We start from the raw sequence: 12,207 nt of genomic DNA on the forward strand, positions 1-12,207 counted from the left end.
AGTTTCCCTATATTTATTCTGTTCAATTTTCAAGGATCATCTCAAACTGCCTGCTCTTCTTTAAGACAGCTTTTATAGTATATCATCTGTTTGCATTTTTGTCAATATATTTTAGATAATTATCAAAATAAAACTAAATATATATTGGATATGAGCCTCACGGCATCACATCTGCTTTCAACAACAGTTGATATTCTATCATATTTTCTCCTACTTTCTTCATAATATGCATTTATTATATAAATTTATCTTATGTTTTTCCGATATAAACTACTTTTTTCTTCAATATTCTTATATTGACACGCCAGGTTCAGGTTACGTTAATTTCACCTTAATTAAAATACAATTATTGATAAATACCTTTTTATTCTTATATAATATAAGTAAAAAACAGCGAGGCCTTTATATGAATATATCTAAAATATTAATAATAGAAGATGACGAACAAATAAACGACCTTATACGTGATACTTTAAAAAAAGAAAATTACGATATCACACAATGCTTTAATGGAAGAGATGCACTTTGTAAAAGCTACAATGACTTTCAACTGATCATACTTGATATAATGCTGCCCTATGTGGATGGTATTGATGTTCTCAGAGAAATACGGAAAAAAAGCACCCTTCCAATTATAATTCTTTCTGCTAAAACTGAGGAATGTGACAGAATAACAGGACTCACTCTTGGTGCCGATGACTATATGATAAAACCTTTTTCCCCGAAAGAATTAACAGCAAGAGTAAAATCCCAACTCAGAAGGTACATAAAATACAATCAAAATACCTCTTCATACTCCTGCCTCCAGCATGAAAAATTGGAATTAGACACTCTTGCCCACAAAGTGTTCAAGGCCAACAGGGAATTAAACCTCACTCCAAAGGAATTTGAGCTTTTAAAACTATTTTTGGAGAACCCAAAACAGGTATTTACTAAGGCACAAATATTCAGCAGAGTATGGGGAGACGATTACCTTAAGGATGACAATACTGTCATGGTAACTATAAAAAGACTCAGAGATAAAATTGAAGATATGCCGAAACAGCCAAAATATATATTGACTGTATGGGGAATAGGCTATAAACTTGGAGATTGATTATGGATATATTTGATTGTATTTTAATAATTACATTAATTCTTATGGTCCTCATTATTCTTTATATTTATAAAGCATTAAATCATATCTGCTGTTATATTGATGAAATACTCCATGGAAATTTGAATCAGAGAATACGGCTTCAGACTCACATAAGTTTTATCAGCAGACTTGTGGTGAAAATAAACGCATTGGCAGAAAAGCTTCAGAAGGTTGACGTAAAGAACAAATTAAATGAAGAATCCCATAAAAAAATGATTTCAAATATATCTCACGACTTGAGAACTCCGCTTACATCCATTCTAGGGTATATGGAGCTCCTGATGAGTGATTCAAAACTACAGCCTTTTGAAAAAGAAAAATACATGAAAATAACATGTGATAAAGGTAACTATCTTTACAGCACCCTGGAGGAATTTTTCCAGCTTTCAAAAATAGATTCAAATGATTTTAAACTGGATATAAACAAGATCAACATATGCGAGACTGCACGAAAGAATATAATTTCATTCTTCAATGAATTGAGAAGCTTGAACATTGAACCTGAATTGAATTTTCAAGAGGAAAACATATATATGAATTCAGACGAAAAATCTCTAAACAGGATTTTCAGCAATTTAATAGGTAATTCATTGAAATATGCAGAAAAAGCTACAAAAATAGGTATAGACATCAATTATAACGAGAATATGATCTTTATATCTGTGTGGGACAACGGTATTGGAATACCTGAAAATGAAATAAACTATATATTTGACAGATTGTATACTGTGGAGAAATCGAGAAATTCAAGCACCAAAAGCAGCGGCATCGGATTAAGCATAGTAAAAAAACTGGTAAAATCCTTGAATGGCCGTATTGACCTGTCCAGTATCCCTCTCAAAAAAACAGAATTCAAAATCACCTTCAAAACCAAGTGATCATTATTACCCATAATGTAAGAAAATTGTAAGAGCCCTGTAAAAACTATGTAAGGATTATGTTGTATATTATAAACATAATCCTTTTTGCAATATCAGGAATCAAAAAAACTGGAGGAAATAAAATGGACACCATACTAAAAACTTATAATTTAACCAGATATTTTAAAAATTTCACTGCCGTGGACAATTTAAATATGACCATAGAAAAAGGTGACATATACGGTTTCCTTGGAGAAAACGGTGCCGGCAAAACTACCACCATACGTATGATAATGCAGCTGGTAAAACCAAGTTCCGGAGAAATAGAACTGTTTTCACAAAAATCGGCAAACAGGAGATATCTTCTCCAGAAAATAGGCTCCATAATAGAATATCCCGGATTTTACCCAAATCTCACAGCAGGCGAAAATCTGGAAATACACAGGCGAATGATGGGCATTCAGGGGAAGAACTGTATAGATGAAGCTCTGAAATTGGTGGATATAAGGGATGTTAAAAATAAAAAAGTAAAGGAATTTTCTCTTGGCATGAAGCAGAGACTTGGAATAGCAAGAGCCCTCCTTCATCACCCTGAATTTCTCATACTTGACGAGCCCACCAACGGCCTTGACCCAACTGGCATAAAGGAAATCAGAGAACTTATACTGGAGCTGTGCCACAAGCAGAATATTACATTTTTGATCTCAAGTCATATTCTAAGTGAAATTCAGCTTATGGCCACAAAAATTGGGATAATCCACAGAGGTTCTCTTCTGGAGGAAATATCCTATGATGAACTCCAGAAGAGAAACAGGCACTATATAAACATAAAAGTAAATGACGATAAAAAAGCTTCTTTTGTTCTGGAGGAAAAGCTGAACATACATGACTACATTATCTGGGAGAAGAATAATCTGCGGGTTTATGAAAAGCTTCAGGAAATTTCAAATATAAACAGGATTTTAGTTTCAAATAACTTGTCTGTAGAAGAGATATGTTTGAAGATAGACAGCCTTGAGGATCATTTTCTCAGGCTTACAGGAGGAAAATAGATGTTCAATATAATATATGGTGAATTTTTAAAACTCAAAAGATCCTACCTGATCATTGCATCTATCATTGCTTCCATCTTCATACCCCTTGTTCAATGTGTTATGTCCCTTTCCAATGACTACACAGGTATATCTGATGCACTTAAAAGTACCCTGGTTAAAGATTACAGAACCAGTACAGAATTATTGTGTTTTCAATTTTTGTATATTATATTTTTTGCCTTTATATCAGGTTATATTTTCTCAAGGGAATTCTCAGATAAAACCGCCAATGTTCTCTACTCCTACCCCTTTGGAAGGATAAAGATATTTGCAGGCAAACTAATTGCCATATATTTAATAATCCTGTTTGTGTACATATGCCAGTTTGCCGCTGTTTACGCTGCCTTGTACATAGCCTGGGAGGAACTTCCATCTCTGAGTTTTATAATTACGGATATAAAAGTCAATCTTTATTCCATGTTATTTCAGTTTTTAATAATTTCTATACCTGTATTCATTGGAATAATTACAAAGAATATTGTCTTTCCCCTGGTTTACGGAATACTGGCAGCAGTTTCATCTTCATTCTTCATGGCTGCAGGAGGCATATATCTCCAGATGTCACCTTTGATGCTTCCCTCACTTCCCATATACTTCTTTTACAAGGGAGATCCCATTGACTTTATACTTCTTTTCACAAATATTATATTCATCCTTTCCATATCCATCCTCTTCTGCATTTATTGCTGCAAATTCATGGATATGGAGTGATTGTCAGATTTCTGTGAAACTTACTTTTTGCACTTTGAATTTCAGAATAAATAAGGAGGCCTTGAAATGCCAAACATAATATACTGTGAACTCTTGAAATTAAAAAGAAGCTATACATCTTCCCTTATCTTAATCGGAGGCACGTCCATGACAATACTCATGTTTCTGGCAAGATTTATTACAGAAAGTGAGATGATTTACGAAAAATATGCCTACAACATAGACCAGATAAATTTTCTAATGATATATCCCATACTTTTTACACTTGCTGCAGCCTATGTTTTCTCAAGGGAATTCTCAGACAAGACTGCCAGCACATTGTATACCTACCCTGTAAGCAGGTTTAAAATTTTTATGGGAAAATTAATTTCAATTTATGTTCTCATATTCATTACATACATAGTCGAAAGCTTGTCCATACCTGTCAGTTATTATTTTTTACACGGAGCTATACCAGAGTATTCCCTGATGATAACCACTGTTAAAGCCCAGGCATGTTCCCTGCTTTTTCAGTTCTTGCTGATTCCCATTCCAGTACTGATCGTAAATATGAGCAAAAATATGACAATACCTTCTTTATACGGAATTCTATCCTTTGTATTGAACACCCTGCTGATAGATAAGACAGAGCATCTTGAATACATACCTACTGCCTACCCCTATATTTCAGCAGCATACATCTACAATTTAAGAGACATCCGCTTCAGCTGCATCATAATAGGCACTGTCTCCATTTTTATATTATTTGTTTCCACCTCTCTGTACAGCTTCTGCAGTCAGGATATAGTCTAGAGCTTATACTTAAACATGAAAAGGAGTTTGAAATGAATAAATTCATAAAAATCATCATATGTATATCCATTATATGTTCTGCTTTGTCACTTGCAGCCTGTGAAACTCAATATCTGGGCGGCAGCAGGGATACCCGATGGGAAAAGGACTTAAACTACCTGCAAAATGCCCTTCCCCAAAAACACGTGGATGCTTTTCCAAAAATCAGTGAAAATAATTTCAACAGCGAAATGGAGAATTTGAAAAATTCCATATCAAAGCTTAACGACGACGAAATAACTGCAGGAATTTACAGAATAACTGCTTCACTGGGAGACAGTCATACTTCTGCCTATAAAAAGCCAGATCATATCTATCCTTTTGAATTTTATTATTTCAAGGATGGTATTTACGTCATAAACACCACCGCTCAATACAAAAGATCCCTCTATGGAAAGCTTTTGAAAATAGATGACATGGATGTGGAAAAAGTAAAAGAACATATTTTGCCTCTTATTGTGAAAGACAATTATGCCATGATAAAAAAGAGCCTTCCAAAATACCTTATGAATGCAGACATCCTTCATGGGCTCAAAATTGTAAATCCTGCAAAAAACACTGCTTTCACTTTTAAAGATATACATGGAAACATATTTGATTTGAATATAGATCCCAAACCTGCCCATGACTTAAAAGGCAAATTTATTGCAGCAGGTAAACCTGACAGCTCTTACCCACTTTACCGGCAAAAAAGCAATTTGAATTACTGGTATGAATATGTGGAAAGTAAAAAGCTGCTGTACTTCAAATACAACAAATGCGAGGAGGAAGAAAATGAATCCCTGGAGGACTTTACAAACAAAATGCTTAAATTCATGGATACTCACCCTGTGGATAAATTTGTAATTGACATGCGGGACAATCCCGGCGGCAGTGACAAATACATGAATTCAATTATACAGTGGATAAAAAGCAATAAACTCAATAATAAAGACAGATTTTTTGTGATAACCGGAAGGGCAACTTTTTCCTCTGCACTAATAAACCTGGTTCAATTGAGAGATGAAACCAACGCCAGTTTTGTAGGTGAGGAAACCAGCGGAAAACCAAATCATTTTGGAGCTGTAAGAACTTTTGATCTTCCCAATTCAAAAATAAGTATACAATATTCCACCCAGTTCAACAGAATCTCCAGAGATAATGACAATACCTTTAGTCCTGATAAGATAGTTGAAATCTCCATAGGGGATTATATAGACAAAAGAGATCCTGTGCTCAACTATATCACGAACAAGTAAAAAGCAGCCTTTTGAAGAGTATAAATTCAAAAGGCTGGATTACTTTACATTTTTTCTGTTTTTTCCAATTCAGTGGTCAAATCTATTATTCTGGCATTTAAAACAGGATGCACAACATAGGGTGCAATATCACACAGAGGTTTTAATACAAACAACCTTTTATGCATTCTCGGATGGGGTATGACTATCTTTTCATCTGCAGTAACCAGATTATCATATAAAACCACATCCAGATCCAGAGTTCTGGGACCCCACTTTATTTTTCTTTCTCTCTTTAACTTCTTTTCCACCTGCATTAAAAAATCTATAAGTTCTTCCGGAGTCAGTAAGGTTTCCAACTCCAGGGCTCCATTTAAAAAATCACCTTGTTTTAAATATCCTACAGGCTTTGTTTCATATAATTTGGACATTTTGACTATTCTGCTCGAATCAGAAGAATTTATAATATGGACAGCATCTTTTATATTCTGTTCTCTGTCTCCCAAATTGGAGCCCACAGAAATATAAGTTCTGTGCCAACGCCTGTCCACTTCAATTGCTGCCCATTTAAGCGGCTTGCCTATGGGTGCCCAGGGTTTTTTAACTCTCACTTTTACCCGTTTCACCCTTGCATATTTTTTTAATATAAATTCTGACAGAACTTCTGCCGATGTTTCAATAAGATCATATTTTTTCTTTTTGAATTCCCCTTCCACATCATTGCAGAGCACTGCATAATTTATGGTACTGCTGAGATCATCATGCTTCCCGGCATCTCTTAAATCAAGATACAATTTTAAAGATATCAAAAATTTTTGGCCCATATCTTTTTCAGCTTGATTTACTCCGTGATGTGCATAAACCTCTAAATCTTCTATATATATAACATCCATCTGGGACCTCCTAACTGCGCATCAATACTCAATACCGTAATTTTTCTTTTCCTCCGGCCAGCTGCAGTCGGAAAATACACTGCACATAAAACATTTTCTTGATATCTTGTCACTTTTATAAAATATCTTCTTTAATGAATCCCAATTATTTGATTTTCTATGACTGCCTATAAGATCCAGCACTTGCCTTTTCTCATGTTCATCAAACCCGCATTTTTCCAATATATCTTTGGCAATTTTAACACCTGCAATTTCATGAGGTGTACCTTTTTCATACTGCTCCCCTCTTCCTATATCATGGAGCAGTGCAGCTGCATATATTATTTGTTTTTCCACTTTTATATTTTTTTCAAGCACCATTATATATGCAATTCTGGCGACATCCATAAGATGGCAGATGCCGTGCCTGCAAAATTTCCTGGTTCTTTCCATATCATCTATCCGAGACAGATATCTGCAAAAATCATGATTTTTCAATATGGCATTGACCTTTTCCACAATAAGCACCACACTTTTATTCTACATTGAGCATTTTATATACTTCTTCCCTATATCTGGAGTCCTCTTTGAATATTCCTCTGGTAGCCGTAGTAACAGTCTTGCTTCCAGGTTTTTTTACTCCCCTCATGGTCATGCACATGTGTTCAGCCTTTACAACTACCATAACTCCTTTGGCATTCAAATATCTCATTATTGAATCAGCAATTTGAACGGTCATTCTCTCCTGGAGCTGGAGCCTTTTCGCAAAGACCTCCACAGTCCTGGCCAATTTGCTCAAGCCAACCACTTTGTCATTGGGAACATAGGCAATATGTACTTTACCATAAAAAGGCATAAGATGGTGTTCACAAATGGAATAAAATACAATATCCTTTTCCAATACTATATCAGTACTGTTCACCGTAAATACCTTTTTTAGATGTTTTTCAGGACTCTCATTGTATCCTGAAAAAATTTCTCTATACATTCTGGCAATTCTATCTGGAGTTTCAATAAGCCCTTCTCTTTCGGGATCTTCCCCTATAGCTTCAATAATCATCTTTACTGCCTTTTTAATTTTATTATCATCCATCACAATAAGTTATATTGAGCAGTGAATACTCAATATTCTCCCCTCCCATGCATCTAAAATAGATTACAATATACCTTTCAGACACTTTATCTTCTCAATATTGCATCTGCCATCATTACCGCTCTTTTATTTTCTTTCACATCATGAACTCTCACAAAATCACAATTTTTCATTATGCCTATCACCGTTGTAGCTATAGTACCTTCAACTCTTTCATCTGTGGGAAGTTTTAATGCATTTCCTATCATGGATTTTCTGGATGTTCCCAGAAGAACCGGATATCCCAGCTTTGAAAGCTGTTCCAAGTTATTCATGACATCTAAATTTTGTTCATAGTCTTTAGCAAAGCCTATACCTGGATCCAATATTATATTTTCCGGATCTACTCCAGCTTTTAAAGCTATATCCACACTTTCCTTTAAATCGCTCAACAGATCTTCCATTAAATTTTTGTAATTTCTATTATTTCTATTGTGCATAAGACAACATGGAACTTTATAATGAGCTGCCACTTCAGCCATATACTGATCTTTTTTGAAGCCCCATACATCATTTATGAAGTTTGCTCCAGCTTTTAAAGCTTCCTCTGCCACTTTTCCCTTGTAAGTATCTACTGAAATAGGTATATCTATATATTTTTTAAGCGCACCTATTACAGGAATCACTCTTTCAATTTCTTCCTCCTGATCCACTGGCATATGACCTGGCCTTGTGGATTCTCCTCCCACATCTATTATGTCCGCACCTTCAGCTTCCATCTTTCTAGCATGTTCTATAGCACGCTCTATACTATTAAACTTTCCGCCGTCGGAAAAAGAATCCGGCGTAACATTTAGTATACCCATGATATGGGTTTTTTTACCAATTTCAAAATTTTTATCACCTATTCTTAATATCTTACTCATTATTTTTACCTTCCATCATTTTTTATTTTGCAGATGCAAATGCAAAAACACACTTAATCACCGTTGTCCTTTAAACAATTCTATTTTATCCGAACGCTACAAGTGTTAATACTCCCAAACTTCTCAAAGTAGGAGATAATCACTACTATGTGTATGTTCTTTAATAAAATACTCCCTTTGCTACTATCTCCACTGGTCCAGCCAATGTCAATTCTTTAATATTATTATTTTTATAGAATGTCGAAACTTCTAAAATTCCTCCAGGCTGATTTATGGTATAATTATGTTCACCTTCATTAGAAGTAAGTGAAACTGCCAAAGCTGTAGTTCCAGATGCACAACTTCTTTCCCATAACAAACTGTCAGTAGCTTTAACATACACTAAAGGTGTCAAAAAATATTTCAGTGGATCATAATACATTATACCAAATGCATCATATTTTTCTCTATCCATATATCTTTTTATCATTGAAAACAAATCATCATTATTTTCAATTTCATCTGCATCCACAATAAAATGTGTAATTCCGCAGAGCTCAATTTTTTTTACTTCTATATTTTTGCCATCAATTGAAAAACTACATTTTTCAATTTTTTGCGGCAAAGGCATTTGAACTTTGGAGTAGAAAACATTTTCTTTTTCGGTATTCCTTACCTCACAGTTTATTAATTCATTCACTCCTGATATTTCAAAACTGGTAAAATATCTTTCTTTTATTTTCTTTATAGTCGAATTATGAAAAAATACCATACATGCGGCAAAAGATCTAGCGGCATTTCCACAAAATTCCCCACCCATCATCTGCAGCCTGATAACATCTTGTCTTTTACCTTCTAATGTCTTTGGGCTTTCAATAAACCCTACCTGTTCTCCATGAATACTATTATAATTCATCAATTTATTTGCCATTTTGGGCTGTTGGTTTCTGTTAACCTTGTCCAATACAAATATAGTCATATTTTCTGCTGGATTAACCTTTACATAATTGTACCCTCCGCCCATAGTATCAAACATCTCCCTCATTGAAATATCAATACCCAAATAATATTAATTACACCAATTTCCTTAAATGATTAACATTATTATAGTTGATAGCTTCAATTATTTCAATATAATGCTATTTACTGTATAAAACATACTGGAATTAAACACCAAAATATACTATTATAATATGTAATATATTATTATGCAGTTAAGAGTTAAGAACTAAAATTGATGAAGAAATTTTTAACTTCATTAAAAGTTTAAACCCCAGCCATTAACTACATTATTGTGTTTATAGGAGGATAAAAATGACATATTCAAAAGTCAAATATGAAGGACTAAAAAAGCTGTGCCACATTGTCTTTGAAAAATTTGGATTTAACCCGGAGGACAGTAAAACTATTACAGATGTATTGTTATTATCAGATCTATATGGCATTGAATCCCACGGCATTCAGAGATTAGTAAAATATTACAGTGAAATAAAACAGGGTTTGATAATAGTTGACTCCAGTCCAAAAATCATAAAAGAAACACCCATATCCGCAGTTATAGACGGTCAGGCCGGCATGGGACAATTAACAGGTAAAAGAGCCATGAATCTTGCCATAGAAAAAGCTAAGGCTTCAGGGATTGGCATGGTTTCTGTAAGAAACTCCAATCACTACGGTATTGCAGGATACTATGCTAAGATGGCAGAGGAATCAGGCCTCATGGGAATTTCAATGACAAATTCACCAGCTGTCATAGTACCCACTTTTGGCAAAGAAGCCATGCTCGGCACAAATCCCATCGCTATATCTATACCAGCTGAACCCTATCCATTTTTAATGGACATGGCCACTAGTGTAGTAACTAGAGGTAAAATTGAAGTCTATAATAAAAAACATGAACCCCTTCCTTTGGGCCTGGCATTGAATAAAGATGGAGAAGAAACCACTGACCCCTATGATATACTGTACAATGTACCAAGAAAGCTGGGAGGCGGATTGCTCCCACTTGGAGGTTCTAAAGAATTAACAGGAGGACATAAGGGATACGGTTTTGCTCTAGCGGTTGAAATATTCACAGCAATTTTATCAGGGGGCTCTACTGGAAATTATGTCCATCTTGACGGATCTGGCGGTTCAGGTACCTGTCACTTTTTATGTGCAGTAGACTATGGTATATTTGGAGATAAAAAATCCATTGAAAGCAGACTTTCAAAATATTTAGATGAACTTAGAAGTTCCAAAAAAGCAAAAGGAGCCGTCAGGATATATACCCATGGTGAAAAAGAAGTGGAATCTTATAATGACAAAATTAAAAATGGAATTCCGATAAATGATGCAACTCTTCATGAAATAGATGATATATGCCAATTCTTCCATATAAATTCCAATGACTATATCATTAAAGTCAAGAGTTAGGAGATTTCAATCTCAGCTATTAACCATTTCCTATCTCAAAATATTTTTAGAGGAGGTAACGAGTATGATTAAAATAGGTAATAAAAAAATTTTAATCAAAAAAGGAGACATAACCAAAGAGCAAAGTGATGCAATAGTAAATCCTGCAAACAGCTCTCTAAGTCATGGTGGAGGGGCAGCTTTAGCCATAGTGAGGGCAGGTGGAATTGAAATACAAAAAGACAGCGATAAAATCATAAAAAAAATAGGCACTCTGCCTGTGGGAAAAGCTGTCATAACATATGGTCATAATTTAAAAGCCAAATTTGTAATACACACTGTAGGGCCAATAATGGGAGAGGGAAATGAAGAAAATAAACTGAGAAAAGCCATGACCAGCGTACTTAATCTGGCGGAGTCCTATAATTTAACTTCTATATCAATTCCGGCCATAAGCTCCGGTGTATTCAGATTTCCAAAAGAAAAATGTGCAGAAATACTTCTTAAAACTTCAGTAGAATTTCTCAGAAAAGATGATATAGATTTGAAAACTATTGTCATGTGCAACCATGATGATAAAACTACAGATATTTTCCTCAAGGAGGGTAAAAAATATATCTAGATATAAAAATAGAGTGCTGTAAAACTATTTCAAAAAATAGTTTTACAGCACTCCCTTTCTTATATTTTAACTATTCCAAAACCTCTTTATTCTGGAAAGTATTTCCTAGCACCTCCACATTCCCCTTGAGCATTTGTATGTATAAATATTCATTTTCTACATAAAAACCATACAGTTCCGTGGCCTCACTGATCTCTCCACACTCGCCTATCAATTTATCAAAGGAATATCTGCCAAACTTGACAGGTAATCTCAAGGAATTTTCCTCTTGATTTATCCCTATAATATCCTCTTCATAGATATCATTTCCATTTTTATCGTTCAAACCTGTAAATTCTGTAGTTATAAATCTACCTTCTTCTTTTACTCCATCTTCAAGATAAGGATTTTCACTTATATAAAAACATTTATTTTTACTGTCCCAAATTCTAAATTTAAATTTTCTCATACAATACTCACTCCTTTATATTTTAATTTGATTCACCATTACT

The 12,207-nt window shown here is 34.4% G+C and carries 14 protein-coding genes; 8 read left to right on the forward strand and 6 right to left on the reverse strand.

Annotated features, from left to right (window positions below):
* The first annotated feature begins 406 nt into the window (after positions 1-406).
* The 6 genes from ACFHWD_RS17990 to ACFHWD_RS18015 all read left to right on the forward strand — a co-directional run bounded on the left by ACFHWD_RS17990 (position 407) and on the right by ACFHWD_RS18015 (position 5,872).
* Positions 407-1,096 (forward strand): response regulator transcription factor, encoded by a 690-nt coding sequence (locus tag ACFHWD_RS17990; RefSeq protein ID WP_106009644.1) that lies wholly within the window; start codon positions 407-409, stop codon positions 1,094-1,096.
* Positions 1,097-1,098: 2 nt separating this feature from the next.
* Positions 1,099-2,016 (forward strand): sensor histidine kinase, encoded by a 918-nt coding sequence (locus tag ACFHWD_RS17995; RefSeq protein ID WP_378062837.1) that lies wholly within the window; start codon positions 1,099-1,101, stop codon positions 2,014-2,016.
* A 125-nt stretch (positions 2,017-2,141) separates the two neighbouring features.
* Positions 2,142-3,050, forward strand: coding sequence for an ABC transporter ATP-binding protein (locus tag ACFHWD_RS18000; protein WP_150357532.1), 909 nt, complete (start codon positions 2,142-2,144; stop codon positions 3,048-3,050).
* A complete protein-coding gene (locus ACFHWD_RS18005; RefSeq protein WP_229981418.1) occupies positions 3,051-3,803 on the forward strand; it encodes an ABC transporter permease in 753 nt (250 codons plus the stop codon).
* 66 nt (positions 3,804-3,869) lie between these two features.
* Complete coding sequence (locus tag ACFHWD_RS18010; RefSeq protein WP_229981417.1) at positions 3,870-4,595, forward strand: ABC transporter permease; 726 nt, start codon at positions 3,870-3,872, stop codon at positions 4,593-4,595.
* A gap of 32 nt (positions 4,596-4,627) precedes the next feature.
* A complete protein-coding gene (locus tag ACFHWD_RS18015) occupies positions 4,628-5,872 on the forward strand; it encodes a S41 family peptidase (RefSeq protein ID WP_229981416.1) in 1,245 nt (414 codons plus the stop codon).
* 44 nt (positions 5,873-5,916) lie between these two features.
* Here the strand turns inward: ACFHWD_RS18015 and folK are convergent, their stop codons facing one another.
* The 5 genes from folK to ACFHWD_RS18040 all read right to left on the reverse strand — a co-directional run bounded on the left by folK (position 5,917) and on the right by ACFHWD_RS18040 (position 9,736).
* A complete protein-coding gene (gene folK, locus ACFHWD_RS18020; RefSeq protein WP_229981415.1) occupies positions 5,917-6,744 on the reverse strand; it encodes a 2-amino-4-hydroxy-6-hydroxymethyldihydropteridine diphosphokinase in 828 nt (275 codons plus the stop codon).
* Between the two features lie 21 nt (positions 6,745-6,765).
* Entirely contained in the window at positions 6,766-7,242 is a 477-nt protein-coding gene (locus ACFHWD_RS18025) for an HD domain-containing protein (protein WP_378062838.1), read from the reverse strand.
* Positions 7,243-7,258: 16 nt separating this feature from the next.
* Complete coding sequence (gene folE / locus ACFHWD_RS18030; protein ID WP_229981413.1) at positions 7,259-7,816, reverse strand: GTP cyclohydrolase I FolE; 558 nt, start codon at positions 7,814-7,816, stop codon at positions 7,259-7,261.
* Positions 7,817-7,902: 86 nt separating this feature from the next.
* Complete coding sequence (gene folP, locus ACFHWD_RS18035) at positions 7,903-8,721, reverse strand: dihydropteroate synthase (protein WP_179976914.1); 819 nt, start codon at positions 8,719-8,721, stop codon at positions 7,903-7,905.
* 160 nt (positions 8,722-8,881) lie between these two features.
* Positions 8,882-9,736: a diaminopimelate epimerase gene (locus tag ACFHWD_RS18040; RefSeq protein ID WP_179976913.1), complete on the reverse strand. Its 855-nt coding sequence runs from the start codon at positions 9,734-9,736 to the stop codon at positions 8,882-8,884.
* 278 nt (positions 9,737-10,014) lie between these two features.
* Between ACFHWD_RS18040 and ACFHWD_RS18045 the strand changes: the two genes are divergently transcribed.
* Together ACFHWD_RS18045 and ACFHWD_RS18050 are read left to right on the forward strand one after the other, a co-directional pair.
* Complete coding sequence (locus ACFHWD_RS18045) at positions 10,015-11,115, forward strand: Ldh family oxidoreductase (protein ID WP_179976912.1); 1,101 nt, start codon at positions 10,015-10,017, stop codon at positions 11,113-11,115.
* Positions 11,116-11,179: 64 nt separating this feature from the next.
* Positions 11,180-11,716: a macro domain-containing protein gene (locus ACFHWD_RS18050; RefSeq protein WP_150357516.1), complete on the forward strand. Its 537-nt coding sequence runs from the start codon at positions 11,180-11,182 to the stop codon at positions 11,714-11,716.
* 70 nt (positions 11,717-11,786) lie between these two features.
* Here the strand turns inward: ACFHWD_RS18050 and ACFHWD_RS18055 are convergent, their stop codons facing one another.
* Positions 11,787-12,164 (reverse strand): YopX family protein, encoded by a 378-nt coding sequence (locus tag ACFHWD_RS18055; RefSeq protein WP_150357514.1) that lies wholly within the window; start codon positions 12,162-12,164, stop codon positions 11,787-11,789.
* Positions 12,165-12,207: the final 43 nt, after the last annotated feature.

Origin of the sequence: Clostridium sp. MT-14 (assembly GCF_042436595.1) — a bacterium.
GTDB classification, from domain to species: domain Bacteria; phylum Bacillota; class Clostridia; order Clostridiales; family Clostridiaceae; genus Clostridium_B; species Clostridium_B aromativorans.

Excerpts from the sequence above, each read along its gene's own strand:
- folK (WP_229981415.1), bottom strand. The coding sequence starts at position 6,744 with ATGGATGTTATATATATAGAAGATTTAGAGGTTTATGCACATCACGGA.
- ACFHWD_RS17990 (WP_106009644.1), top strand. The coding sequence starts at position 407 with ATGAATATATCTAAAATATTAATAATAGAAGATGACGAACAAATAAAC.
- ACFHWD_RS18055 (WP_150357514.1), bottom strand. The coding sequence starts at position 12,164 with ATGAGAAAATTTAAATTTAGAATTTGGGACAGTAAAAATAAATGTTTT.
- folE (WP_229981413.1), bottom strand. The coding sequence starts at position 7,816 with ATGGATGATAATAAAATTAAAAAGGCAGTAAAGATGATTATTGAAGCT.
- ACFHWD_RS18050 (WP_150357516.1), top strand. The coding sequence starts at position 11,180 with ATGATTAAAATAGGTAATAAAAAAATTTTAATCAAAAAAGGAGACATA.
- ACFHWD_RS17995 (WP_378062837.1), top strand. The coding sequence starts at position 1,099 with ATGGATATATTTGATTGTATTTTAATAATTACATTAATTCTTATGGTC.
- ACFHWD_RS18045 (WP_179976912.1), top strand. The coding sequence starts at position 10,015 with ATGACATATTCAAAAGTCAAATATGAAGGACTAAAAAAGCTGTGCCAC.
- ACFHWD_RS18015 (WP_229981416.1), top strand. The coding sequence starts at position 4,628 with ATGAATAAATTCATAAAAATCATCATATGTATATCCATTATATGTTCT.
- ACFHWD_RS18000 (WP_150357532.1), top strand. The coding sequence starts at position 2,142 with ATGGACACCATACTAAAAACTTATAATTTAACCAGATATTTTAAAAAT.
- ACFHWD_RS18040 (WP_179976913.1), bottom strand. The coding sequence starts at position 9,736 with ATGTTTGATACTATGGGCGGAGGGTACAATTATGTAAAGGTTAATCCA.
- folP (WP_179976914.1), bottom strand. The coding sequence starts at position 8,721 with ATGAGTAAGATATTAAGAATAGGTGATAAAAATTTTGAAATTGGTAAA.
- ACFHWD_RS18010 (WP_229981417.1), top strand. The coding sequence starts at position 3,870 with ATGCCAAACATAATATACTGTGAACTCTTGAAATTAAAAAGAAGCTAT.
- ACFHWD_RS18005 (WP_229981418.1), top strand. The coding sequence starts at position 3,051 with ATGTTCAATATAATATATGGTGAATTTTTAAAACTCAAAAGATCCTAC.